General features: G+C 43.6%; 26 protein-coding genes. 15 read left to right on the plus strand and 11 right to left on the minus strand.

Annotated features, from left to right (window positions below):
* Positions 1 to 32 precede the first annotated feature (32 nt).
* The 3 genes from MgSA37_RS00980 to MgSA37_RS00990 are packed head-to-tail and all read right to left on the minus strand — an operon-like array spanning position 33 to position 3,070.
* Positions 33 to 1,028: an FKBP-type peptidyl-prolyl cis-trans isomerase gene (locus MgSA37_RS00980; RefSeq protein WP_096349415.1), complete on the minus strand. Its 996-nt coding sequence runs from the start codon at positions 1,026 to 1,028 to the stop codon at positions 33 to 35.
* Between the two features lie 54 nt (positions 1,029 to 1,082).
* On the minus strand, positions 1,083 to 2,057 hold the full coding sequence (locus tag MgSA37_RS00985; RefSeq protein WP_096349416.1) for an FKBP-type peptidyl-prolyl cis-trans isomerase: 975 nt from the start codon (positions 2,055 to 2,057) through the stop codon (positions 1,083 to 1,085).
* 2 nt (positions 2,058 to 2,059) lie between these two features.
* Positions 2,060 to 3,070: a DHH family phosphoesterase gene (locus tag MgSA37_RS00990; RefSeq protein WP_096349417.1), complete on the minus strand. Its 1,011-nt coding sequence runs from the start codon at positions 3,068 to 3,070 to the stop codon at positions 2,060 to 2,062.
* Positions 3,071 to 3,400: 330 nt separating this feature from the next.
* On the opposite strand from MgSA37_RS00990, the gene MgSA37_RS00995 reads away from it, so the two are divergent.
* Together MgSA37_RS00995 and MgSA37_RS01000 are read left to right on the plus strand one after the other, a co-directional pair.
* The gene (locus tag MgSA37_RS00995) at positions 3,401 to 3,820 is read left to right on the plus strand and encodes a nucleoside-diphosphate kinase (protein WP_096349418.1); all 420 of its coding nucleotides are present in this window, start codon (positions 3,401 to 3,403) and stop codon (positions 3,818 to 3,820) included.
* 153 nt (positions 3,821 to 3,973) lie between these two features.
* Positions 3,974 to 4,171 carry a hypothetical protein gene (locus MgSA37_RS01000; RefSeq protein ID WP_096349419.1) on the plus strand — a complete coding sequence of 66 codons (198 nt, stop codon included), beginning with the start codon at positions 3,974 to 3,976 and terminating at the stop codon, positions 4,169 to 4,171.
* On the opposite strand, the gene MgSA37_RS01005 is transcribed toward MgSA37_RS01000, so the two are convergent.
* Both MgSA37_RS01005 and recF read right to left on the minus strand, forming a co-directional pair.
* The gene (locus MgSA37_RS01005; RefSeq protein ID WP_096349420.1) at positions 4,158 to 4,448 is read right to left on the minus strand and encodes a DUF721 domain-containing protein; all 291 of its coding nucleotides are present in this window, start codon (positions 4,446 to 4,448) and stop codon (positions 4,158 to 4,160) included. The genes MgSA37_RS01000 and MgSA37_RS01005 overlap by 14 nt on opposite strands.
* Positions 4,441 to 5,541 (minus strand): DNA replication/repair protein RecF, encoded by a 1,101-nt coding sequence (gene recF, locus MgSA37_RS01010; RefSeq protein ID WP_096349421.1) that lies wholly within the window; start codon positions 5,539 to 5,541, stop codon positions 4,441 to 4,443. Before recF ends, MgSA37_RS01005 begins: the two co-directional genes overlap by 8 nt.
* A 385-nt stretch (positions 5,542 to 5,926) precedes the next feature.
* On the opposite strand from recF, the gene MgSA37_RS01015 reads away from it, so the two are divergent.
* The 3 genes from MgSA37_RS01015 (at position 5,927) to ytxJ (ending at position 7,656) form a co-directional block, all read left to right on the plus strand.
* Positions 5,927 to 6,514 carry a tetratricopeptide repeat protein gene (locus MgSA37_RS01015; protein ID WP_317046620.1) on the plus strand — a complete coding sequence of 196 codons (588 nt, stop codon included), beginning with the start codon at positions 5,927 to 5,929 and terminating at the stop codon, positions 6,512 to 6,514.
* 82 nt (positions 6,515 to 6,596) lie between these two features.
* Entirely contained in the window at positions 6,597 to 7,091 is a 495-nt protein-coding gene (gene ribH / locus MgSA37_RS01020) for a 6,7-dimethyl-8-ribityllumazine synthase (RefSeq protein ID WP_096349422.1), read from the plus strand.
* Between the two features lie 235 nt (positions 7,092 to 7,326).
* Positions 7,327 to 7,656: a bacillithiol system redox-active protein YtxJ gene (gene ytxJ, locus MgSA37_RS01025; RefSeq protein ID WP_096349423.1), complete on the plus strand. Its 330-nt coding sequence runs from the start codon at positions 7,327 to 7,329 to the stop codon at positions 7,654 to 7,656.
* A gap of 55 nt (positions 7,657 to 7,711) precedes the next feature.
* Here the strand turns inward: ytxJ and MgSA37_RS28020 are convergent, their stop codons facing one another.
* The 3 genes from MgSA37_RS28020 to MgSA37_RS01035 form a co-directional block, all read right to left on the minus strand.
* Positions 7,712 to 7,870 carry a hypothetical protein gene (locus MgSA37_RS28020; RefSeq protein WP_157750368.1) on the minus strand — a complete coding sequence of 53 codons (159 nt, stop codon included), beginning with the start codon at positions 7,868 to 7,870 and terminating at the stop codon, positions 7,712 to 7,714.
* Positions 7,867 to 8,064, minus strand: coding sequence for a hypothetical protein (locus tag MgSA37_RS28025; RefSeq protein ID WP_157750369.1), 198 nt, complete (start codon positions 8,062 to 8,064; stop codon positions 7,867 to 7,869). Before MgSA37_RS28025 ends, MgSA37_RS28020 begins: the two co-directional genes overlap by 4 nt.
* Positions 8,065 to 8,569: 505 nt before the next feature.
* Positions 8,570 to 8,989 carry an OsmC family protein gene (locus MgSA37_RS01035; protein WP_096349425.1) on the minus strand — a complete coding sequence of 140 codons (420 nt, stop codon included), beginning with the start codon at positions 8,987 to 8,989 and terminating at the stop codon, positions 8,570 to 8,572.
* Positions 8,990 to 9,135: 146 nt separating this feature from the next.
* Here MgSA37_RS01035 and MgSA37_RS01040 point away from each other — a divergent pair, with 146 nt between their 5' ends.
* The 7 genes from MgSA37_RS01040 to MgSA37_RS01070 all read left to right on the plus strand — a co-directional run bounded on the left by MgSA37_RS01040 (position 9,136) and on the right by MgSA37_RS01070 (position 17,588).
* Positions 9,136 to 9,519 carry an HYC_CC_PP family protein gene (locus MgSA37_RS01040; RefSeq protein WP_096349426.1) on the plus strand — a complete coding sequence of 128 codons (384 nt, stop codon included), beginning with the start codon at positions 9,136 to 9,138 and terminating at the stop codon, positions 9,517 to 9,519.
* Positions 9,520 to 9,652: 133 nt separating this feature from the next.
* Positions 9,653 to 9,904 (plus strand): heavy metal-binding domain-containing protein, encoded by a 252-nt coding sequence (locus MgSA37_RS01045; RefSeq protein ID WP_096349427.1) that lies wholly within the window; start codon positions 9,653 to 9,655, stop codon positions 9,902 to 9,904.
* A 283-nt stretch (positions 9,905 to 10,187) separates the two neighbouring features.
* Positions 10,188 to 11,462: an efflux RND transporter permease subunit gene (locus MgSA37_RS29300; RefSeq protein WP_096349428.1), complete on the plus strand. Its 1,275-nt coding sequence runs from the start codon at positions 10,188 to 10,190 to the stop codon at positions 11,460 to 11,462.
* Entirely contained in the window at positions 11,459 to 13,351 is a 1,893-nt protein-coding gene (locus tag MgSA37_RS29305; protein WP_096349429.1) for an efflux RND transporter permease subunit, read from the plus strand. Before MgSA37_RS29300 ends, MgSA37_RS29305 begins: the two co-directional genes overlap by 4 nt.
* Positions 13,351 to 14,586, plus strand: coding sequence for a TolC family protein (locus tag MgSA37_RS01060; protein ID WP_096349430.1), 1,236 nt, complete (start codon positions 13,351 to 13,353; stop codon positions 14,584 to 14,586). The genes MgSA37_RS29305 and MgSA37_RS01060 overlap by 1 nt, the downstream gene beginning before the upstream one ends.
* Positions 14,561 to 15,847 (plus strand): HlyD family efflux transporter periplasmic adaptor subunit, encoded by a 1,287-nt coding sequence (locus MgSA37_RS01065; RefSeq protein ID WP_172885277.1) that lies wholly within the window; start codon positions 14,561 to 14,563, stop codon positions 15,845 to 15,847. The genes MgSA37_RS01060 and MgSA37_RS01065 overlap by 26 nt, the downstream gene beginning before the upstream one ends.
* On the plus strand, positions 15,840 to 17,588 hold the full coding sequence (locus MgSA37_RS01070; protein WP_096349432.1) for an efflux RND transporter periplasmic adaptor subunit: 1,749 nt from the start codon (positions 15,840 to 15,842) through the stop codon (positions 17,586 to 17,588). Before MgSA37_RS01065 ends, MgSA37_RS01070 begins: the two co-directional genes overlap by 8 nt.
* A 159-nt stretch (positions 17,589 to 17,747) precedes the next feature.
* Here the strand turns inward: MgSA37_RS01070 and MgSA37_RS01075 are convergent, their stop codons facing one another.
* Together MgSA37_RS01075 and MgSA37_RS01080 are read right to left on the minus strand one after the other, a co-directional pair.
* Positions 17,748 to 18,296, minus strand: coding sequence for a hypothetical protein (locus MgSA37_RS01075; RefSeq protein WP_157750371.1), 549 nt, complete (start codon positions 18,294 to 18,296; stop codon positions 17,748 to 17,750).
* Positions 18,274 to 18,753, minus strand: coding sequence for a hypothetical protein (locus tag MgSA37_RS01080; RefSeq protein WP_096349434.1), 480 nt, complete (start codon positions 18,751 to 18,753; stop codon positions 18,274 to 18,276). The genes MgSA37_RS01075 and MgSA37_RS01080 overlap by 23 nt, the downstream gene beginning before the upstream one ends.
* Positions 18,754 to 18,979: 226 nt before the next feature.
* Here MgSA37_RS01080 and lipA point away from each other — a divergent pair, with 226 nt between their 5' ends.
* Genes lipA through MgSA37_RS01095 form a run of 3 tightly spaced genes read left to right on the plus strand, consistent with a single transcriptional unit; the run spans position 18,980 to position 21,268 of the window.
* Complete coding sequence (gene lipA, locus MgSA37_RS01085; RefSeq protein WP_096349435.1) at positions 18,980 to 19,858, plus strand: lipoyl synthase; 879 nt, start codon at positions 18,980 to 18,982, stop codon at positions 19,856 to 19,858.
* A gap of 24 nt (positions 19,859 to 19,882) precedes the next feature.
* Entirely contained in the window at positions 19,883 to 20,434 is a 552-nt protein-coding gene (locus tag MgSA37_RS01090) for an RNA polymerase sigma factor (RefSeq protein WP_096349436.1), read from the plus strand.
* Positions 20,435 to 20,443: 9 nt separating this feature from the next.
* Complete coding sequence (locus MgSA37_RS01095; RefSeq protein WP_096349437.1) at positions 20,444 to 21,268, plus strand: anti-sigma factor; 825 nt, start codon at positions 20,444 to 20,446, stop codon at positions 21,266 to 21,268.
* 312 nt (positions 21,269 to 21,580) lie between these two features.
* Here MgSA37_RS01095 and MgSA37_RS01100 read toward each other — a convergent pair whose 3' ends face one another.
* The gene (locus MgSA37_RS01100) at positions 21,581 to 23,086 is read right to left on the minus strand and encodes an NAD(P)H-hydrate dehydratase (protein ID WP_096349438.1); all 1,506 of its coding nucleotides are present in this window, start codon (positions 23,084 to 23,086) and stop codon (positions 21,581 to 21,583) included.

Here is a 23,086-nt window from a genome sequence, read left to right on the forward strand (position 1 = left end):
AGCCTCCCGGATTTATGAGGAGGCTTTCTTATTTAACTTTTTTTCTTTACCGGATATTTTTTATGGACCGGTTTCTTAACAGCCGGTTTGGCAACCACCGGATGTTTAACAGGTTTTACTTTAACCAGTTCCAGGTCAAAAACAAGCGTGCTAAAAGGTGCTATTGCGCCCATTCCCTGCGCGCCGTATGCCAGGGAAGAAGGGATTACAAAAGTGGCCTTCGAGCCTTCGTTTAATAACAGCAAGCCTTCATCCCATCCGGGGATAACTCCCCCGGCCCCAACGATTACCTCGTAAGGTTCATAAGTGCGCCCCGGTTGGTTTAAACCTGATGCTTTTGCTATGGATTCAATGCTCGAATCAAAAACTTTATCATCAAGCCCGCGGCCTGCATAATTTACCAGCAGGGTATCACCTTTTTGCGGTTTAAGTTTTAGTGATGGCTTGGTGATCACATACTTTAAACCCGACGGGGTAGTTTTTAAAACAAGTTTATGGCTTGCTATATATGCTGCCGCAGCAACCGCTTCGTTAGCCTGTAGTTTTGCTTCTTCAGCTTTGGCTTTTTCCATCTCAGCATTCCTTTCGGCGATAGCATCATTCAGCGATTGTATTTTTTCTACCTTTAAAACAAACACCAGGTTACTCCCTTTAGGGAAAAACGCCGGGCGCTGCGCATCATGTCCCTTAAATACGGAATCAGTAGGGATCTTTACCTCAACACTGTCATTTAATGCCAGATTTGGAAATACTTCCATCAAATTAACTTCCGCTATATCCTTAAGGCCTTCTATCGGTAAAACCTGTGCCTTGCCTTTATTTCCGGTAATAAAAGAACTCATCAGAATGGAGTCCTTATCCGTTTTTTGAATAAAGTCAAAAGTGATTACATCGTTAACCTTTATTTTATCACCGGTACTATGGGTAAATACCCGGTAAGTTGCACCATGCGGGGTATGTTGTACGTCAGTTTGTGCGCTCACATTCACAGCGAGGCCCAATGCCATAATAAACAGGATATATTTCATCGAAAATAAAAAAAGGCCCTCCCTTTTTAGGGGAAGGCCGTATTTAATTAAATATTATTTCTTAACAGGTTGTTGTTGCGGCTGAGCCATCATTGGCGGAGCAACCGGTTTTGGAGCGTTTGGATTTGGATGAACAATGTCAACCAATTCTACTTCAAATACAAGCGGCGTAAACGGGCCTATCATCTGGTTGCCACGTTCGCCGTAAGCAAGACTTGATGGCATGATGATGGTTGCCTTAGCGCCTTTTGAAAGCAATAGAATGGCCTCATTCAATCCCGGGATCATACCCGGAGTGCCAAGCGGGAAACGCAAAGGTTTGTAGGGGTTCATCGGGTTAATTGGCAATTTGGCTTTAACAGCTTCAGATTTGATGCTGGTATCAAAAACTTTGCCGTTTAAATATTTACCCACATAAGCTACAGCCACGGTATCGCCGTTTGCAGGTTTTGGTTCCGAGCTTTCTTTGGTGATCACATAATCAAGCCCTGAAGCTGTTGTAGTAACTTTAAGGTTGTTATCAGCAATATATTTTTTAATTTTTGCCGGTTCTGCCTTTTTTGCTACATCCATTAGCGAGGTAACATAAGCCTGGCAACGGCCGTTGAATACTGTTTGGTCGAGGTTGCCTTTCTGGATAACTTTTTCAACTTTCACAATAAAGATCATGTATTTGCCCTTCATTCCGGCAGGGCGCGGATGACCTGCGCTTAACGAATCAAGGTCGGTTTTAATCACAGCACTGTCGCCTTCGCTCAGGTAGCTGATCCCGGCAAACACGTCACCTTTACCACTTGGTTTTGGCACTATTTGTGAAAACTGCTGGCCGGTTTCGAACGAACTCTGTAATACAGAATCAGCATCATTCTTAACGATATAGTTGATACTGATAAAGTCGCCTGGCTGAACGCTCGGACCCGATTTGTCAGATACAATTTGATATAGCAACCCGTGTTGCCCTTTTTTAAATCCATTACAACTTGCCAATCCAATTGCAGCAAGCGCTAAAAACATCAGGTTTTTTTTCATTTTTACTTTATTAATAGTTTTTTATATTCAGGTAATATTTGTTTAAATTGATTGATTACATTTTCAAGGCTGTCTTCTGAATGGCCGCCGGCTGCGTTAAAATGGCCGCCGCCGTTAAAATATTTCCTGCAGATCGCATTCGCAGGGATATCTCCCTTTGATCTTAACGAAAGTTTTACCTTATCCTTACGTTCAATTATAAAAGCTGCCAGTTTTATGCCGGCAATGGATAACGCATAATTTACTATTCCTTCGGTATCGCCCGTTTGGATATCGTATTTCTCCAGGTCCTGTTTGGTTACATGGAAAATAGCGGTATTAAATTCGTACAAAACCTCCAAACGCTCTGACAGGCACAGGCCCAGGAAACGCAGGCGGTTTTCGGGTGAGTTGTTATAAACCAGGTCGTATATGCGCCAGTTTACGGCGCCCGCGTCAATCAGGTCGGCGGTAATACGGTGCACCGCCGATGTTGTATTTGGCAGGTGGAAGGACGCTGAGTCGGTTAAAATGCCGGCATACAGACAACTGGCCACATCCTTGTTCACCAGTTCTTTATGTTTAAGTTCTTCAACTATAAAAGTATAAACCAACTGCGCGGTAGCACATGCACCAATATTCCAGTAACGGTAATCGTCAAAATCCTCCGGTTCCAGGTGATGGTCTATCATTACCTTATATGCAGCACTTTTGCCGACCAGTTCGCCCAATTCATTAATCCTTCCCAAAGCATTAAAATCAAGGCAGAAAATGATTTTAGCTTCGCTGACGAGGGCTGCGCATTCTTCCGGGTGTTCTGTATAAATAACCACACCGTCATTACCCGGCATCCAGTTAAAGTAGGTCGGGTAATCGGTTGGGGTAATCACGGTTACATGGTGCCCCTGCTGTATCAAATAATTATATAAACCTAACGACGAGCCTATAGCATCACCATCAGGTTTGTGATGAGTAGTAATTACTATTTTTTGAGGCTGCGCTAAAAGTTCAATAAGCGAGGCTATACTTAACATTCAATTTTAAAAAAGAGCTGCAAAGCTAAATAAATAAATTAAATACAGCGAGTTAATTAATGTTAAAGCAATATGCTTAAATGTCAATGATTATTTGATTTTTTGATCCTTTTATGGTCGCTCTTTTTTCAATCCTGTTTGTGTGGTACCAGGCCTCATCGGTATAAATTATTTCTTATCATTATTTACATACTAAGGTTTAATTGAAAAACCCTACTTTTGCGGGCAATTTGAATAAGCGAGCGGCGGAGCCGGTTTTGAGCCTTAAAAGTAGCGGGCCATTTAACCTATTGCCACTTAAACAAACCATACATTTATAACGCAAAAAATATGAGCACTAATAAAACTTTTACCATGATTAAACCTGATGCCGTTGCTAACGGGCATACAGGTGCTATTTTAGACCACATTATTAAAGGCGGCTTTAAAATTATTGCCATGAAATATCTGGCACTGAGCAAAGAGACTGCCGGCAAATTTTACGAAGTACACAAAGAGCGCCCTTTTTATGGCGAGCTGGTTGATTTTATGTCGTCCGGCCCGATTGTTGCAGCAATATTGGAAAAAGACAACGCTGTTGAAGATTTCAGGAAACTGATCGGTGCTACTGACCCGGCAAAAGCTGACAAAGGAACGATCCGTAATTTGTATGCAGAATCAATCGGCGCTAATGCAATCCATGGCTCCGACTCTGATGAAAATGCTAAAATTGAAGGAGATTTTTATTTTTCGGCACTCGAGAAGTTTTAATTTTTACAGCAAGCCGGTGGAAATGTTAACAAATTGAAACACCGGCTTGTTCTTTTATTTTGTTTATTTAAAAAAAAATAAATATTTTTATAAAGTTATGGTAATATGAAAGTTATCTTTACTTTATCTCAATTATAAACTAAATAAGGATTTATGAAACTCCTGCTGAAATATATCTTATACTCACTGCTGATAATTGTATTGGTTTCAGGTACGGTATTGCTTTACAGGACGCATCCCGAAGCGCAATTGGTGTTCATACTTCCGGGGATTTTAATCCTCGCTTTTTCCCGCATGAGCGACGATCTCAACTTCCGTACCTTCCTTCCGCGCTTTACTAAAGAAAAATAATTTCTTCTACCAGGATTGAGTTAGCCTCTTCGTTTATTTTTTGAATGATTTGCGTACGCATGTTCATCAGCTCATTTTTTACCACCGACGATTCCAGCCGGAGGAATAATTTTTTATCGTGGATAAACAATTCTTTGGTGCGGTTGGCTACCGGTTTGCCTACCAGTTCGGGCCAGTGCGCTATAATGCCTGTTTCATCAAACTTTCGCTTGATCTTGTAAACCTGCATCATTTGCTCAATCGCTTCTTTCAGCGATTTATCGTTGGCTTTACGCATCTATTTCTCCTCCTTTTACTTTAAACAAGTTAATCTCTATCCCAATTTCCTTAAATACGTTTTTAACCCTTGCCACATTGGTATCGGTAATAAATACCTGCCCGAAATCATGATTTGAGATCATTTGCATCAGTTTGGTTATCCGCAGGTCGTCGAGCTTATCAAATATATCATCCAGTAACAGGATGGGCTTAAATCCGTTCTGCTGGTATAAAAAACTGTACTGCGCCAGTTTAAGGGCAATAAGGAAAGACTTTTGCTGCCCCTGCGACCCAAACTTTTTCATCGGCATGCCATGTATGGTAAATAAAAGGTCATCTTTATGAATGCCGTACGTAGTACGCTCCAGTACCCGGTCTTTTTCAATGGCCTTTTTTAATAAGGCGCCAAAGTCATCCGCCAGCAGCTGTGATTCATAGCTCAATTCAACCAGCTCAGCGTCTTCGCTCAAAAAGGTATAATGCCGGTTAAATATCTCCGTAAAGCTTTCCATAAAAGCTTTGCGCTTTTCAAAGATCCTGTTACCCGATTGGGTCAACTGCTCGTCCAGCACTTCCATTAAATGAGGATCGTACCGGCCCGTGTCAGCAATTTGCTTTAATAAAGCGTTCCGGTTCACCAGCACCCTGTTATAAGCGATCAGCTCATCCAGGTAGGAGTTATCTGTTTGCGAGATCACATTGTCAATAAACTTGCGCCGCTCTTCGCTGCCTTCAATAATGATACTGATATCATAGGGTGATACCATTACCAGCGGGAACAAACCGATGTGGTCGGCTAAACGCTGGTAATCCTTTTTGTTACGCTTAAACTGCTTTTTTTGGTTTTTTTTAACAGAGCAGGCTACTGCTTCGGGATTGCCGTTTTTATTGAAGTTGCCGGTGATGATAAAAAATTCCTCGCCCTGTTTGATCTGCTGACTATCAATCGGGTTAAAATAACTTTTACAAAGCGAAAGGTAATGTATGGCATCCAGCAGGTTGGTTTTGCCGGCGCCATTATTGCCGGTGAATACGTTAACCCCCTCACTGAATTTCAGTTCGGCCTCGGCGTAATTCTTAAAATTGATGACTGACAGCTGCTGCAAATACATTGGTCAAAGTTAGTGATTAGATTCAGTCCGAAAGTCGGGAAAGTCCGAAAGTCCGGAAGAAAAAAGTGATTGGCGGATTGTTTGCTATTTGAAATCTATGTTTTTGGTGTAATTTGTTAAATCCGGCAGGTGTGTCAAGTCAGCCAAAATATTGCTATAAACGCTGTTACATGCGAATTTTGCATCTTTCAGACTTTCGGACTTTCCCGACTTTCGGACTAAAATATTTAATTACAATAACCTATTGCTAAAAATTTTGAAAAACGTATTTTTGCAAACTTAATTTTACAATAGAAATGTCAAAAACCCAAACGGACACCAAGGTTGCAGGCGGCCACAACGATATTGGACAGACTGGTAAGTTTGTGCGCGAGAACCAAAAAGTTTGATATTTATTGTCGGGGCTGTTTTAGCCATGGTAATTATTTATATAGCCTACCAGCGTTTTTATATTGCACCGCGCGAAGTTACCGCGGCTAACCAGATGCATGTTGCGCAGGATTTTTGGGAGAAAAAGCAATGGGACAAAGCCATTAACGGCGATGCTGGTTATCCTGGTTTTGCAAAAATTGCAGATGAATACAGTAATACCAAATCAGCAGACCTTGCTTATTTTTACTTAGGCATCGCTTATTTAAATAAAGGAAACTACCAGAAAGCGATTGACAACCTAACCAACTATAGCGGTAACGATTATATGGTTGCTGCAGAAGCGCTTGGCGGAACCGCCGACGCCTATGTTGAACTGAAGGATTATGACAAAGCCGTAACCTATTATAAAAAAGCAGCTGATAAAGCGAACAATAAATTTTTAACCCCTATGTATCTTAAAAAACTGGGTTTGGTTTACGAAGCGCAAAACGATTATAAATCAGCTGATGATGTTTACAAAAGGATCAAAGCAGATTATTCAGACAGCCCGCAGGGCCAGAATATTGACGAATATATAGCAAGGGCTGAAGCGAAAGGATAATTTGATTTACGAATTACGATTTTAGATTTTTGAAGAAAATCGCTAACCCGCATTCGTAAATCGTAAATCGTAAATCGTAAATATGTCGACTCAACTCAAAAATCTATCTGATTTTAGTAATACTGATGTCCCTTCAGCGGTTTTGTATCGTTTTGGGATCGTGGTAGCCGAATGGAATTCCGAAATTACCAATGCCCTGTACCAGGGCGCCTACGAAAGCCTGGTTGAACACGGCGCAATACCCGATCATATTTTCACCTATTCAGTTCCCGGCAGTTTTGAATTGACTACCGGCGCCGACTTATTATTAAAAAACAGTAAATTAGATGCGGTTATTTGTTTAGGCTGTGTAATACAGGGTGAAACAAGACATTTTGATTTTATTTGCAATGCCGTAGCAAACGGAATAAGTAATGTTGCTATAAAATATTCAAAACCTGTTATATTTGGCGTATTAACAACAGATAACCAGCAGCAGGCTATTGACAGGGCAGGTGGCAAACACGGAAATAAAGGTGTGGAAGCTGCTGTAACTGCCATAAAAATGGCGTACCTTGCTGAAACTTTAAATAGCTAAATTTCGTTTAATATCATTAAGACCATACGCTGATGAAAAAAGTAATTTATATAGCAGTAATTGCCCTGGTATTAGGCAGCATCTCTTCATGCTCAAATAAGTTGTGCCCTGCTTATGGCACTTATCCCAAAACCGGGCGCTAACAGTTTAATGTCATATTTTTTCTTTTGCTGAAAACAAGCGGGCATTTTCCGTTGCTTTGCATTTTTTTAAGCTAATAATTAAAATTTGATTTATGAATTGGATACCGCTGGAATCGGCAGACCAAATTGACGCTATTAAGCAAACTCAAGGTTATAGTTTAATATTTAAGCACAGCACCCGCTGTTCCATCAGCATGATGGTAAAAAAACGTTTTGAGTTTGATTGGGATAAACTCCCCGACAACTTACCCCTCTATTTTTTAGACCTGATCAAATACCGCGACCTTTCTAATAAAATCGCTGCTGATTTTCAGGTTTACCACGAATCCCCCCAATTATTATTGATCAAAGACGGCGAATGCACTCTCGATCTCTCACATGGCGAAGTTTCTGTGGAGGAAGCTATGTTAGTGATGAGTTGATTAGTGATTTGAGATTAGTTAACATAACACTGGTTTGATGCACTGATCTTTCCGCTTATTTATTCCTCGTTTTAAGATAGTCTTTGTATTCGTCCTGGATCATGCCCCGATTTACAAATTTGTCAAGTGTTGCGCTGTATGCGGTCAAAACAAATTGCAAAGCTTCATCAACCGTATCAAAATTGTTTAACAACTCGGGTTCGTCGGGGTTCATAAAGTTGAATGCGTAGACATCGGTAAAGTCTTCATTCCCATCGTCGAAGCTACGTAGCTGGTTGTATAGGTTGAGTCCCGCTCTTTTCTGATCGTTAGCGTTCTGAGGGTTACATAGTTGGGGAATATAGTCGGCCCCAGCCATTGTTCAACAGATCTCCCTATTGACAGGTTGTCTTTGAGCTGTTCGGGCATTAAATATCGCATAGCGGATTAAATTCCTTTCTTAGTCATGACAATAAAAATAAAAATTACTGCTGGAAATAATACCGTTGCAAACGAGTCAATAATACTATACCTGGATTCTTCTTTCAGATAAGCTTGGTCCCAATTTTTTGTTGTAGTTGTGAATACGCCTATCAGGAAACAAAGGCCTGCTAGTACATAGAAATCTGCGTGTTTGCTGAATAGAAATCTATTAAATAAATACACTTGCTTGTTCACTATAGCGCACGAGATTAGGTAAATGTCCGTGACCGAAAATAGTAAAATTGCCGCGATAACAGTTCGGCAATGAAAAGCGCAAAGGCCGTTGCTATTGCCTCTTTTCTTCGACATGGAATACAAAGGAAGTACTATTTGCTCTAAAAAATTCATGCTTTTGGTTTAGGTCTATTCCATATCGAATATATTGCGAAAGAGCAGGTTGGTTAAGGGTACCTCCTCTTTCGATCTTAATAATAAACTAAATCCAATCGTCTCAGGCCTTCACTGATTCTTCCCACCCAAAAGTCACTGTCTTTTTCAAATCCTCGTTCAGGCTGAAGATAACAGGGCAGGTAAGCGCCGAGCGTTCTAAAAGCAGTTGCTCCTTTTCGGTATATGCCTTCGGGAATTTAAAATTGATCACAATTTCACCAACACGGCGCGGGTCGGCAGCCATAATTTTGGTGATGGACATGGTGGTGCCATCGATATCAATATTGCTGGCGCGGGCTTTTATCCCCATAATGGTCAACATGCAGCTTCCCAAAGATGCCGCCAGCAGGTCGGTCGGCGAAAATGCTTCGCCTTTTCCCTGGTTATCCAAAGGGGCATCGGTAATTATTTTTGTTCCTGATTGCAAGTGGGTTGCTTCTGTTCTTAAATCGCCCAGGTAGGTAGTTTCAATAGTTGCCATAATGTTTTTATATAAACACAAAGCTAAGGGTAAATTTCAATTTTTTATCCGGCCGATAATCCTGGTGGCCAAAAGAAACATACAAAATGATAGAATTGTGAGATTCATCATTATTTTATGTTTAGTTATATTCCTATATTTGAATTGTGAAACGCACTGCACTTATATTACTATCAGCCATTTACCTGCTCTCCTGCACAGGTATAAGCGCCAATAGCCAATATTGTTGCGGTGTGCTACAGTCAACCACGCTTTCTGAAAGCCCGAAGGCTGCCTGCAAAATGAATATACCGATGAAGAGTTGCTGCAAATCAAAAAAGCAATACTTCAAAGTAAAGGATCAGCACGTGAGCCCTTCGGCCTTTGGTTTTTACACTAAACTGGCTCCGGCAATGGCTGTTCTCTATTTGCCATTTATTTCGAATTTGAATATCCCTGTCCGGGAAATTGTTTATTTTAATAACCACGCCCCACCCGACCGGCGGCACGCCACACCTTCTTATATCCTCAACTGTACTTACAGGATCTGATCTGTACTTCTGTTTAGCCATACGTTCTGTATCTGGCTATAGTCTCCGTTTAATTCGTCATCTTAATTTACCATCTGCGCAATAGGTTTATTAATGCCGTTTGCCATTAATTCATTTTTTAATTAAAGAATCCATGAAAAAAGTAACGCTGATGGCTATCGCCATCCTATTTTCAGTCGCATCCGCATTTGCGGCGCATACCAACACATCAGTAGCTGATACTACAAAAACCAAAAAGGTAAAACCGGCAAAATTGATGTACACCTGCCCGATGGACGCCGATGTATTGAGCGACAAACCGGGCAAATGCCCAAAATGTGGTATGACCTTAGTGAAAAAGGATACGTCAAAAAAAATGCCCATGAAACATAAAATGAGTATGTAAATAAAATACACCCGGGGAATATTAAAAAGAGCTTTCGAAGCTAAAATTGCAGCTAACCCTCTTTACGGCTCGCCGTAGAGAGGGTCGGAGAGCCTGCCTGCCGGCAGGCAGCCGTAGCGAATCCGGGGTGAGTCACTCGCCGCCATGCATTGGCGGTAATGTCCGCCGGGTTGACTCACCCTGCCATCGCTGCGCTTGGCATCCCTCTCTTCGCTGCGCGAAAAGAGGGAAAAAAGTATCGAACATTCAAAAATAGTCGCCCCGGGTAATTAAACTTTTTAAGATGATCAATCAACTTATTTCCCTGTCCTTAAAAAACAGGTACATCGTGCTGCTGATCGCGGCCATTTTGTTTGCATGGGGTTTTTATTCCATCAATCAAAACCCTATCGATGCCATTCCCGACCTCTCCGAGAACCAGGTGATCGTATTTACCGAATGGCAGGGCCGCAGCCCTCAAATTATGGAGGACCAGGTAACCTATCCCCTGGTGAGCAATCTGCAGGGGATCCCCAAAGTAAAATCTATCCGCGCAACTTCTATGTTTGGGATGAGCTTTGTTTATATTGTTTTTGATGATAAGACCGATATCTACTGGGCCCGCAGCCGTGTGTTGGAAAGGTTAAACTACGCTCAGCGCCTGCTGCCGGAAGGGATTACACCAACACTTGGCCCGGATGGTACCGGTGTGGGCCATATCCTGTGGTACACCCTCGACGCCAAAGGCATTGACCTGGGTGAACAGCGTGCCCTGCAGGACTGGTATGTGAAATTCGGCTTGCAAACCGTACCCGGCGTAAGTGAAGTAGCCTCCTTTGGCGGCTTCGAAAAACAGTACCAGATCAGCGTCGACCCAAACAAACTTAATTATTATAATATTCCGTTGTCGCAGGTTCTAAAAGCCGTTAAAAGCAATAATAACGATGTCGGAGGTCGCAAATTTGAAATGAACGGCACAGGGTATATTGTGCGCGGGCTGGGTTATATCAAAAGCATCCAGGACGTGGAGAATATCTCCATCGGCACTATTAATACCGTACCGGTGAGGATAAAGGACGTTGCGGCCGTGCAAATGGGCGGCGACTTACGGCTGGGTATTTTCGATGAAAACGGCGAAGGTGAAGCTGTCGGCGGCATCGTGGTGATGCGTTACGGCGAAAATGCCGATAAGGTGATCCACGCCGTGAAAGATAAAATGGCCGCCATGCAAAAAGGCCTGCCGCCGGGTGTAAAGTTTAAAATAGCATATGACAGAAGCGACCTGATAGAACGGGCCATCGGTTCGGTAAAGCACACGCTGATCGAAGAAATGATCACTGTATCCATTATTGTAATCATTTTCTTGTTTAGCTGGCGCAGCGCGCTAAGCATCATCATCCAGATCCCCATTACTGTTGCCACCGCCTTTATCCTGCTGAATGCTTTTGGCATTTCTTCAAATATCATGTCCTTAACAGGCATCGCCCTGGCTATCGGGGTAATTGTAGATAACGGGATCGTCATGGTAGAGAATTCGCACCGCAATTTATCCATCGCACAAGAAAAAGAAAGATCATGACCACAGCAGAAAGAATAAAAATTATAGAAGCGTCCTGCAAGCAGGTGGGGCGGGGTGTGTTCTTTTCCACCCTCATCATCGTGGCTTCATTCCTGCCGGTATTTTTACTGGAAGGGCAGGAAGGGAAACTGTTCGGCCCGCTGGCATGGACAAAAAGCTTTATCCTGGCCATCGATGCCATCCTGGCGGTAACGCTGGCGCCGGTGCTGATCTCCTTTTTTCTGAAGGGGAAATTACGGACCGACGAGCATAACCCGCTCAATAGCGGCTTACAAAAAATATATCACCCCGTGTTGAACTGGTGTATGCACTGGCGAAAAACAACGCTGGCCATCAATATTATCGCGCTGCTCATCAGCATCCCGCTGTTAATGAGCCTCGGCAGCGAATTTATGCCCCCGCTGGATGAAGGCACTATCCTGTTTATGCCGGTTACCCTACCCGATATCTCGAACGCCGAGGCTAAACAGCTTTTGCAGTTGCAGGATAAGATCATCAAAAGCATCCCCGAAGTGAAAAATGTTTTGGGTAAAGCAGGCAGGGCCAATACGGCAACGGATAATTCGCCCATCAGCATGGTCGAGACCATCATCCTGCTGAAACCTGCCGACGAATGGCGCAAAGGCATCAAGAAAGAAGATATTATTAACGAACTGAATGCAAAACTGCAGATCCCCGGCGTAGTGAATGGCTGGACGCAGCCCATCATCAACCGCATCAATATGCTGTCGACGGGCATCCGTACCGATGTTGGCCTGAAAGTGTACGGGCAAAACCTGGATACGATTTATGCACTTTCAAACCAGATGAAACAAGCACTGCAAGGGATTAACGGGGTGAAGGATTTATATGTCGACCCAATAACCGGCGGCAAATACCTGGATATTCAGGTAAATAAAGATGCCATCGGCCGCTATGGTTTAAGTGTGGATGATGTGAACGAGGTGGTGGAAAGCGCCCTCGGCGGCATGAACCTTACGCCTACCATTGAAGGCAGGCGGCGTTTCAGCGTGAACCTGCGATTTGCACAGGATTACCGCAATAACCTCGATCAGATTAAACGTACCCTGGTGCAAACCCCGGCAAGCGGGCCGATCCCATTATCTGCAGTGGCTGATATAAAGATCAGCGACGGCCCGGCGATGATACAATCGGAAAATGCATTGCTGCGCGGAACCGTGCTGTTCAATGTGCGCGACAGGGATTTGGGCAGCACCGTTGCCGAAGCGCAAAACAAGCTGAACAGTATGGTTAAAACCCTGCCCAAAGGCTATTTTATTGAATGGAGCGGGCAATATGAAAACCTGGTAAGGGCGCAGCATACTTTAATAATGATTTTACCCATCGTACTCATCATCATTTTTGCCTGCCTTTATTTTGCTTTTCATTCCATCCGCGAAGCCTTTTTTAGTTTGATCAGTATTCCGTTCGCGCTGATAGGCGGCGCTTACATGGTGTTTTTCTTTGGGGTGCATTTGTCCGTAGCGGTGGCGGTCGGCTTTATCGCCCTGTTTGGCATCGCGGTAGAAACGGGTATCGTGATGGTGATCTACCTGAATGATGCCATGCAGCAGTTGGTCGCCTTAAAAGGAAATTCCAAAGAAACCATTACCCGGGAAGACTTGCGGATTTATGTGATGAACGGCGCTGTAAAACGCTTAAGGCCCAAATTAATGACCGTTTGCGTGGCCCTGTTTGGCCTGGTGCCGGTGCTTTGGTCGACAGGAACGGGCAGTGATGTAATGGTACCCATTGTATTGCCGATGATCGGCGGGGTATTAACATCGTCCACGCATATTTTATTGGTTACCCCATTGATCTTCCTGATGGTAAAAGAATATGAATTAAAAAAACACGGAAAACTGGATGTACTGGAGGTGAATGCATAATGAAAACAAGAAATCAAATTATATACATAGCAACCATTTGTCTGGCCGGAATTTCAGCAACAAATGCCCAGCAGCGTTTGCCCCTGGATAGTGTGCTGGCGAGGGTATCAGGTAATCCTGCCTTGCTGGCCTATGATTCAAAGATTGGTGCGCAGGATGCTTACGCCACCGGCGCAAAAAGCCTGGATGCACCCAAAATAAGTGCGGGCCAGTACCAGGTGCCTTATAGCTTCAACCCTTCTGCCGGCTCGTTTATGATTACGGCGGAGCAAATGTTTACCAATGGCGCCAAACTGCGGGCAAAGGAAAATTACATGCAGGGTTTATCAAAAGTAACGGCCGAGGATAAAAACTATATGAAGAACCAGTTGGTCGCGCAAGCTAAACAGGCTTATTACGATAGGGTAGTTTTAGAAAAAAAGCTCAGCGTCCTGCAAAATACCCAGACGCTGCTGGAATATATGCTGAAGGATGCCAATATCAGGTTGACCTACGGCAAGGAAAAGCTGAGCAATATTTACAAAGCAAAAGCTGATCTTTTTGAATTGGATAATACCCGTGAACAGCTCAATAACGAGATCCGCCAGAAAAACATCATGCTGAATACACTGATGAACCGCGACCAGCAAACGGAGTTTTTGGTGGACACTGCAATTGTAGTTAAAAATTACGAATCAGCGCTAACAGATACCTCTGCATTGGCTTCATCGCGCAGTGATATTAAAAGCATTAACCGGAATATTGAATTGCAGCAACTGAATGCACAGGTGGAAAACAGCAAGCGTAAACCGGATTTTGGCATCCAGGCGGGACATATGTTCAGTTACGGCGGCATGGCTAATCAGTATGTTTTGATGGGGTCGATCACGATACCTATATTTTCCTGGTCGTCCAAAGAGTATAAAGCCAACCTGAAAGGGATAAAGTACGAAGTGGAAGAATTACAGCAAAACAAACTGGATATTATTAACCAGGCGCGGGGCCAGCTTGCAGGAATTAAAGCAGAAATGAGCAGCAAAAAAAGACAGCTGAACAACTACCGGGTAAACATTATCCCCGCTTTACAAAATAGTTATAAAACGGCCCTACAGGCTTATGAACAAAACACCGGCGACCTGCAACCGGTATTGGATGGTATTAAAGATATGCAGCAAAATAAAATGGAAGCCCTTGATCGTTTGCAGGAGCTTTTACAATTACAGGTGGCTTATGAAAAAGAAAATGAAAAGTATTAAAAGTATATCTGATATAAAAAATATATCTTATACCTTATTGTTGTGCATTTTGCTGATTAGCGCCTGCTCGCAACCAAAAAAGACAAAAGACGTCACGCAGGAAAAAAGTGTCACCCTGTATACCTGCCCGATGCACCACCAGATTTTGGAAGAACATCCGGGAAGTTGCCCTATCTGCGGGATGACACTCGTTAAAAAAACAGGACAAGCCAGCGAACTGGCAAGGATCAGTTTAAACACGGTATTGAAGCCGGTTAATTCTTCAGTGATCTCAACTATTGACGCTATAACGCCTGAAGAAAAGGCGGTTCCCACGCAAATTAAAGGGCAGGGCTATCTTGATTTTGATTCGAGGACATTCGATAATATTGCCGCCCGTTTTTCGGGGAGGATTGAAAAATTGTATATCAAATCCGCCTTCGAAGAAATTCACAGAGGCCAGCGAATTTTGGATATTTATAGTCCGGATATGGTCACTGCGCAGCAGGATCTGATCTTTATTACCAAAAACTCCGCACAGGAAGCCGGGTTGATCAATGCCGCACGGCAAAAACTATTATTGCTGGGGATGACTGAACAGCAGGTAAACCAGGTGATAAAAACCGGGAAGGCTTTTTACAGCCTTCCGGTTTACAGCCCTTACGATGGGCACGTGCATGATGCGGCGCACAGCCTGATGTCCGGCCCTGCTGATCCCAAAGCAACCACAAGTGTTACCGCCAACCTGCCGCTTTCCATTAAAGAAGGCATGTATGTGCAGCAGGGGCAAACGCTGTTCAATGTAGCCAATGCGCATATGTTATGGGCGCTAATTAAAGTTGAAAACTCCTCGGTTGCAGGCCTAAGGCTAAATCAGCCTGTTGAGATCGCTTTCCCGGATATCCCCGGAAAAACCATAGAAGGCAAAGTTGATTTTATTGAACCAGCCTTGCAGGAGGGCGATAAAACCATCACCATCAGGGTCTATGTACACAATATGGATCATGCCCTGAAAGTGAACAGCATCATCAATGCAACTATCCAAACTGGTGAAACGAAGGGCCTTTGGATCCCTCGCAAGGCGATATACAGTTTAGGGCATACAACCATCGTTTGGATAAAGAACGGGCCTGTTTATTCGGCACATAAAGTAATAACGGGAACAATTGATGGTAATGAGATAGTGGTTAAAAGTGGTTTGTCTGCAACCGACAGCCTGGCATCCAATGCCCAATATTTAACAGACAGTGAAAGTTTTATTAAAACAGAAGGAAATGAATAGTGTCATCGATAAAAACACAAATTGTGTAAATCAGCTCGTCGTTATAGCACCAAACGTTCCTACGGAACGTAGAACGGCGTTGGGATATATTTCTACCGACCAGGCGTCCCTATGGGACGCTAAATTCACGAAATTCGTTTCGGAAGAATGGGGGGCCGGCAATTTTCCTGACAACCGGACATCCCCTCAGGATACCGCATGCGCCCAGCTCCCGTCAAATGGCCATTTGGTCGGCATTCGCGCTTCTAATCAGGCCTTGCCAAAGGATGTAGCACCAGCCGCACTCATCCCGGAGGGACGTTTGGGTGGTAGCATCAAGAGCAAAACAGGGTTAAGCGTTCCATCGGCTTCGGTATATTTTTCTACCAATCCGGCGTCCCTATGGGACGAGAAATTTGAAGCACTCGTCCCGGAGGGACGTTTGGTTGGTAGCATCCAGAGAAAAACAGGCCTAAGCGTTCCATTGGAACGCCTGGTGAGTAAGCGCCCCATCGAATTGCTCCAACGGAAAGGTTATAAAAAAACGGGGAAGTTATTTGTTTTGGTTTTCCTGTTTGCAGTTCTACTTTCATCGTGCAAACAAAAAACACAACCCATTGCCAGGGTACAGGACAAAGTTTATTACACCTGCTCCATGCACCCGCAAGTACATGAATTACATCCGGGCAATTGCCCCATTTGCGGCATGAAGCTGATAAAAGTTGAGTTTACCGGTGCGCCGGCAGGTCCCGATAAAAACAAACTGGTGCTTACTGCTGCTCAAATTCAGCTTGCAGGCATTCAAACCGATACGGTTAAAGAAGAAAATACCGGCAGCGAAAAAACCATTTCGGGAACAGTAACCACCAATGAAAACAAGGCGGAAGAATTGAGCGCAAAAATTGCGGGAAGGATACAGCAGTTGTTTGTACGTGCGCCCGGCGAAAAGATCAGTGCCGGCCAGCCCATCTATGCTATTTATAGTGAAAACCTGCAGGAATCGGAAAAAGAATACCTTTTAGCCAAACAACAGCAAAAAGTATTGCATAATCCCGATGTGGATTATGCGCAACTCATCAGCGCGGCAGAAAACAAACTTTTATTGTGGGGATTGACACCGGCGCAGATCAGGAACCTGGCGGCATCCGGCAAAGTATCGCCAACGGTAACGGTATACAGCAAGGTAAATGGAACAGTAAGCGATATCGCCGTTCATGAAGGCGATTATGTAACCGAAGGCATGACGATCTTAAAAACCCAGGCATTAAGCAGCCTTTGGGTGCAGGCCCAGGTTTATGCCAGCGAAACCGGCTATTTTAAAGTGAATGACCAGGTAAATGTTTCCTTCCCCGATTTGAACGGGCAGGTAATTACGGGTAAGGTTGAATTTATGAACCCGGAACTATCCGATAACTCCAAAGTGGATTTAATAAGGATCAGTATCCCCAATAACCAGGGAGTGATCCGGCCTGGGATGCAGGCTTATATCGCCATGAACAAGGGCGGGAAACGTTCGCTGGCAATCCCGGCTTCAGCGATATTATCAAGCGGCACAGGCAATACCGTTTGGGTCAGGAATAGTGACGGCAGTTTTTCCATGCGGCAGGTTAGCCTGGGCGCGGGAAATAACTCTTTTGTGGCTATTATATCCGGCTTAAGCCCGGGCGAAGTGGTGGTAAGTAACGGCGCTTATTTATTGAACAGCGAATATATTTTTAAAAACGGGGATGATAAAAAGGGAATGGCGGGGATGAAGATGTGAGTTTTTCTAAAAAAATATCATACAAAAACGCAACATAATTTTTCCGTTGTTTGAAGTCTGGTAACTTCGGATTACCATGCTCGTAGTCGTAAACTACAAGTATAGCCAATTCGCATACGATCGACGGGGAGTAATAGATTCACGAACTTAAGCTTTTTATTAATAAGCAAATTCAAGTCTGTTCTTAACGTGTCTGCTTTCTTCTATCCTGATGCCGGTATTGGTCATAATTTCATGTTCCTTGTCTTTTTGTAACAGTTTGAACCATGCAAGGGCGGGGATCATACCATTCGAATGTAGTTCCAGCCTGATAACGAATTTTTCAGTAGGCTTCCGGTGATTGTTACGGTATTGGCTAAATACGGCAGGGGTTACATCAATCTCTGCTGCAAATTCTTTGTCCTGTTTGTTCTGTATGTTCACATATTCGTTTAAGAAATATCCAAAGTTTAAAACAGCCTGGTATTGATTGCTGCCAATATAATCTTCCAGCTGGAATTTCAATTGCAGCAATTTATCATAAATCTGTTGTTGAGGGGTTCTGTTCGCAAACTGTTTTCTTCGTTCTTGCCAAAATTCTTCTTCTTCCTGTTTTTCTTTTACAGTCAAAGGCTCCTTTGAGGGAAATATAAAAGCTTCTGCCAGTTCCTCATTACTCAGCTTCTTAAAATCCGTTAATTCATACCTATTGCTCATCTTGTTTTTCATAATATTTCTTAATTAAGGATAAGGAATTATTTCCGTGAGTAATTAAAAATAATTTCGTGGAAACAAATCCATATGCACGCTGATAGTAGGCTTCTAATTCAGTTTTGGGCTTCAAGCAAACATAGCCACCGTATCCGGCTTCAAATGCCCCTCTGCATGCAAATGCAATTAAGCAACCAGCTATCCTTTGATATTGCTTTGCTTTACTTACATTCTCCAAAGATGACGCGAGAAGCCTGATTTCAATTGCAAAGTCGGCGGGGCGATCAGCCAATGACATTAACCCCAGGGGCTCATCAATACCTTCAGCGGTTAATTTGTAGACATCATACTGCTTTTCTTTATTCCAGTTGAAGTCAAAACGCTTACTTTTATTGATTAACGCAATCTCCTTAGCATCGAGTTTACTGACAGTAGCCTGAATTTCGCTGCCACTTTCGCTATGTATTACATGCATTATAATTCAAATATACACAATAGTTTACAATTTACGTAAACTTTTCCTTTCAAACTAAAGAACTGCTGCCCGGATTTTTAGCTACCGGTGTACTATGGTTGTTGCCTAAGCCTACCGGCATAGCATTCGCAAACACATACCATTGACATCGTTTTTCTCTTAGTTTGGTTATGATAATGTAAACTCTTTCTTCCGGACTTTCGGACTTTTTCCCTATTTTTGTTCGATGATTGAATTGCCCGTAGTTCCGGTAAACCAGATGTCCCGTAAGCCGGATTGGCTGAGGGTGAGGCTCCCCGTAGGTAAAGAATATGCCCAGGTAAGGGGCCTTGTTGATGAACATAAGCTGCATACCATTTGCGAAAGCGGTAATTGCCCCAATATGGGCGAATGCTGGGGCGCGGGTACCGCTACCTTTATGATATTAGGGAATATCTGCACACGTTCCTGTTCATTTTGTGCGGTGGCAACCGGCAGGCCATTGGCTGTAGATATAGACGAACCTAATCGCGTAGCCAATTCCGTGAAGCTAATGGGTGTCAAACATTGCGTGATCACCTCTGTCGACCGCGATGATCTAAAAGACGGCGGCTCCATTATCTGGGCCGAAACCATCAATGCCATCCGCAGGGAAAGCCCTGAAACTACGCTGGAAACCCTGCTCCCGGATTTTAGAGGTGTTTGGGAAAACCTGGAACGCGTGCTGGAGACCCGCCCTGAAGTGGTTTCGCATAATTTAGAAACTGTTAGGCGTTTAACCAAAGAAGTGCGCATACAGGCCAAATACGACCGCAGTCTGGAATGTTTAAAGCATATAGCAGCAGCCGGATTGCGCACCAAATCGGGTATTATGCTGGGCCTGGGCGAAACAGAAGAAGACGTATTGGAAGCCATGCAGGATCTGCTGGATGCAGGCGTTCAAATACTTACTTTAGGACAGTATTTACAGCCCACCCGCAATCATCATCCCGTGATAGACTGGATCCATCCGGATCAATTTGCAAAATACAAACAAATAGGGCTTGATATGGGTTTCAGGTATGTGGAAAGCGGGCCGTTGGTACGCTCATCGTATCATGCAGAGAAACACTTGTTTGAAATCTGATAATTCCTTTATATATTCAGCCCATTGAGCAAAAAACGAAAAATATCGCTTACTGAAGAGGAATTGGTTCTTGCATTGAGAAACCGAGAAAAGATCGCTATTGAGGCGCTTTATGACATGTATTCGGCTTCTTTATTTGGGGTGGTTTCCAGGATTGTTGTTGATACTGCTACCGCTGAAGATCTTTTACAGGAAACTTTTGTAAAAATATGGCATTCTTTTTCAGGTTACAGTACCGAAAAAGGCCGGTTATTTACCTGGATGGTAAACATTGCCCGCAACCTGGCGATTGATAAATTAAGGTCGAAAGATTTTAAGAACCAGAATAAAAACCAGGAGCTCGAAAATAACGTAACTTTCATAGACGAACAAAGAAACACAGTTTACAAACCTGAGCTGTTGGGTATCAAGGAATTGGTGGAGACACTAAAACCCGAACAAAAGCTAATTCTTGATCTCGTGTATTTTAAGGGTTATACCCATGTGGAAGCTGCCGACGAACTGGGCATCCCTTTGGGTACCATAAAAACACGTTTAAGAATGGCCATACAGCAACTCAGAAAACATTTTAACTGAATTTGAGCAGTGGAAGATATTAAAGCATATATAGAATCGGGGATACTGGAACTTTACGTTTTGGGGGATATGAGCCCAGCCGAAAAGTTGCAGGTGGAGGAGCTGGCTTTAAAGCATCCGGCCATAAAAGCTGAACTGGATGAAATAGAGCGGTCGATGGAATTATATGCTGAAAAAAATGCCGTTGAACCCGTTGAACATTTGCGCGGCAGGATCTTAAACAGCCTGCTGACAAACTTCGCCGACGACAGTACTTTCGATAAGGTTATAGAAAAGCCTAAAGATAATGTGGTTGCGTTTTCGGCTCCCAAAACAACTAATTTTTACAAATATGCTTTTGCAGCATGCCTGGCCTTACTGTTAGCCAGCATAGTGGCGCTGGTATCTATGTACAATAAGCTTCAGGATTCTAACAGCACCATTGCTGCGTTGCAATCAGACAAACAGCATTTTGCAAATACTGTTAGTTTAAAAGAAGGTGAGCTGGAAGTGTTACAGGACGCATCTTTTAAATTCCTGAAATTGCAGGCAACCACAAAAGCGCCCACCGGATCGCAGATAACCGTTGCGTGGAGCCCTGCAAAGAAAAAAGTGTGGATCGATATGAAATCGTTGAAAATGCCTGAAAACGACAAGGAACACCAATACCAGCTTTGGGCGCTTGTTGCCGGAAAGCCGGTTGACCTGGGTGTTTTTGATGCCAATGCAGACACCGCCGACATGAAGCAAATGAAATCTATAGCTTCTGCGGATGCTTTTGCCGTTACCCTGGAGCCTAAAGGCGGCAGTCCAACGCCTACGATGGACGAAATGATGGTTATCGGTAAGTTTTAATCCGTGATTGCTTTTTTTGGTTAGTATCCCCCCTGAAAAACCCGTGGAATTTCTTTGTAATTAAATATTTACAAAACATTAATGTAAATCAGTTTGTTGCTAACTATAGTTTTTAAAACAATAAAAACTATTTTTTACGTTTTAATTGTAACTATAAAGACAGTTAAGCTGTCTTATGGTTGTAGCAGGTTAAGCGGAGGATTGCAGATTACAAGATGTTGGAACAACCTGCCAAATAATTTTGAGTATTTTGTTCTTATAAGATCAGTTAATAGTTAATTAAAAAAGCCGTACCAATACTTACGGCTTTTTTTATGCCAACAACTTAGCCATCGTTAACGGAACCCTCGCCGCCACTTGCGAAGGCAGTATAACATTTATCTTATTGGGCAAGGCCAATTCATCACCGGCCTTACCGTGAAGGTAGGCTCCTAATATACAGGCTTCTTCTGGTGTATAATGCTGTGCCAGCAGGGCCGAAATAATTCCAGTCAGTACATCGCCCATGCCGCCAACAGCCATAGCCGGGTTACTGGTGGTATTGAAATACACCTTTCCGGCAGGGCTGATTACTATTGTATAATCATTTTTTAACAGGATAAACACAGCATATTCCCTGGCTTTTTGGATCCCCGTTTGAATGCGTTGCCACCAGTTGCCGTGGTCGCCAAAAAGCCTGTCGAACTCTTTCATGTGCGGCGTTAAAATGGAGTTTTCAGGAACAGACCGCCATAATTCCCTGTGAATAGTCAGCAAGTTAAGCGCATCCGCGTCAATCACTAGTGGCTTTTTGTAGTTGGTAAAAACGTCCGTTATTAACTCGACCGCGAGTTCGTCCTTGCCGAGCCCGGGGCCAATGCCGATGGCGCTAAATTTAGCCCACTCAATCGTGGGTAGCTGCATGTCATGTCTCACTATCGCCATAATTTCGGGCATATAAGCGTTTAAGGCCGTAAGTCCGCTTTGCGGTATACACGCCGTTGTTAACCCCGATCCGGCATAAACGCAAGCCGAGGCGCTTAGCAGTGCTGCCCCCATCGTTTCGGGTTGCCCGGCAACAATCAAAGTATGCCCGTAAGTACCTTTATTACTGAACCGGTGGCGGGGTTTAAGCATTTTGCGGATATCCTTTTCCTCAACCGCCAGGTACGGCAAATGAAGTGATTGTACAAAATGCTCGTCAATCCCGATATTAACTGCCTCCCAGCATTTAATATAAGGGCCTGATTCAGGCAGTAAAAAGTTGATTTTTGGCTGCTGGAAAGTAATTACCAGGTCGGCTTTCAAAATCCCGGCGCCATGGGGTATTTCACCATCGGCAAAAAAGCCGGTTGGTACATCAACGGCAACTATCGTTTTATCCAGGCTGTTTAAATGATCAACCAGCCTTTTATAATCGCCCTCAAGCGGTTTGTTTAAACCGGTGCCTAACAGGGCGTCGATTATAAGGGGGCAGTCCTCAATTGGAAAACCGCTTCCAGGGTGTATTTCTGATATGCTGATGGATGTTTTTTTTAGTCGTTCAAGATTGGTATTAAAATCTGGTGTAGACTTATCCGAAAACCGCGCCACTTTGACATTGATCTTTTTATATTGATGATCGTCAAGCATCCGGGCAATGGCCAAACCGTCGCCGCCGTTGTTACCGGTACCGCAATAAACCGAGATGGCCTGGTCTTTATCCGGAAAATGGTTGATAAACCAGCCCACAAATGCCTTTGATGCCCGCTCCATCAGGTCGATGGAGGCAATCGGCTCATGAGCGATGGTATATGCATCCGCTTCGCGGATCTGGGGGGCAATTAGTAAAGGCAGCAT

This window comes from Mucilaginibacter gotjawali, assembly GCF_002355435.1.
GTDB lineage: Bacteria > Bacteroidota > Bacteroidia > Sphingobacteriales > Sphingobacteriaceae > Mucilaginibacter > Mucilaginibacter gotjawali.

Coding starts and splice junctions, on each gene's coding strand:
- MgSA37_RS00980 (WP_096349415.1), bottom strand. CDS start 1,028: ATGAAATATATCCTGTTTATTATGGCATTGGGCCTCGCTGTGAATGTG.
- MgSA37_RS00985 (WP_096349416.1), bottom strand. CDS start 2,057: ATGAAAAAAAACCTGATGTTTTTAGCGCTTGCTGCAATTGGATTGGCA.
- MgSA37_RS00990 (WP_096349417.1), bottom strand. CDS start 3,070: ATGTTAAGTATAGCCTCGCTTATTGAACTTTTAGCGCAGCCTCAAAAA.
- MgSA37_RS00995 (WP_096349418.1), top strand. CDS start 3,401: ATGAGCACTAATAAAACTTTTACCATGATTAAACCTGATGCCGTTGCT.
- MgSA37_RS01000 (WP_096349419.1), top strand. CDS start 3,974: ATGAAACTCCTGCTGAAATATATCTTATACTCACTGCTGATAATTGTA.
- MgSA37_RS01005 (WP_096349420.1), bottom strand. CDS start 4,448: ATGCGTAAAGCCAACGATAAATCGCTGAAAGAAGCGATTGAGCAAATG.
- recF (WP_096349421.1), bottom strand. CDS start 5,541: ATGTATTTGCAGCAGCTGTCAGTCATCAATTTTAAGAATTACGCCGAG.
- ribH (WP_096349422.1), top strand. CDS start 6,597: ATGTCGACTCAACTCAAAAATCTATCTGATTTTAGTAATACTGATGTC.
- ytxJ (WP_096349423.1), top strand. CDS start 7,327: ATGAATTGGATACCGCTGGAATCGGCAGACCAAATTGACGCTATTAAG.
- MgSA37_RS28020 (WP_157750368.1), bottom strand. CDS start 7,870: ATGAACCCCGACGAACCCGAGTTGTTAAACAATTTTGATACGGTTGAT.
- MgSA37_RS28025 (WP_157750369.1), bottom strand. CDS start 8,064: ATGCCCGAACAGCTCAAAGACAACCTGTCAATAGGGAGATCTGTTGAA.
- MgSA37_RS01035 (WP_096349425.1), bottom strand. CDS start 8,989: ATGGCAACTATTGAAACTACCTACCTGGGCGATTTAAGAACAGAAGCA.
- MgSA37_RS01045 (WP_096349427.1), top strand. CDS start 9,653: ATGAAAAAAGTAACGCTGATGGCTATCGCCATCCTATTTTCAGTCGCA.
- MgSA37_RS29300 (WP_096349428.1), top strand. CDS start 10,188: ATGATCAATCAACTTATTTCCCTGTCCTTAAAAAACAGGTACATCGTG.
- MgSA37_RS29305 (WP_096349429.1), top strand. CDS start 11,459: ATGACCACAGCAGAAAGAATAAAAATTATAGAAGCGTCCTGCAAGCAG.
- MgSA37_RS01060 (WP_096349430.1), top strand. CDS start 13,351: ATGAAAACAAGAAATCAAATTATATACATAGCAACCATTTGTCTGGCC.
- MgSA37_RS01065 (WP_172885277.1), top strand. CDS start 14,561: ATGAAAAAGAAAATGAAAAGTATTAAAAGTATATCTGATATAAAAAAT.
- MgSA37_RS01070 (WP_096349432.1), top strand. CDS start 15,840: ATGAATAGTGTCATCGATAAAAACACAAATTGTGTAAATCAGCTCGTC.
- MgSA37_RS01075 (WP_157750371.1), bottom strand. CDS start 18,296: ATGAAAAACAAGATGAGCAATAGGTATGAATTAACGGATTTTAAGAAG.
- MgSA37_RS01080 (WP_096349434.1), bottom strand. CDS start 18,753: ATGCATGTAATACATAGCGAAAGTGGCAGCGAAATTCAGGCTACTGTC.
- lipA (WP_096349435.1), top strand. CDS start 18,980: ATGATTGAATTGCCCGTAGTTCCGGTAAACCAGATGTCCCGTAAGCCG.
- MgSA37_RS01100 (WP_096349438.1), bottom strand. CDS start 23,086: ATGCTGCCTTTACTAATTGCCCCCCAGATCCGCGAAGCGGATGCATAT.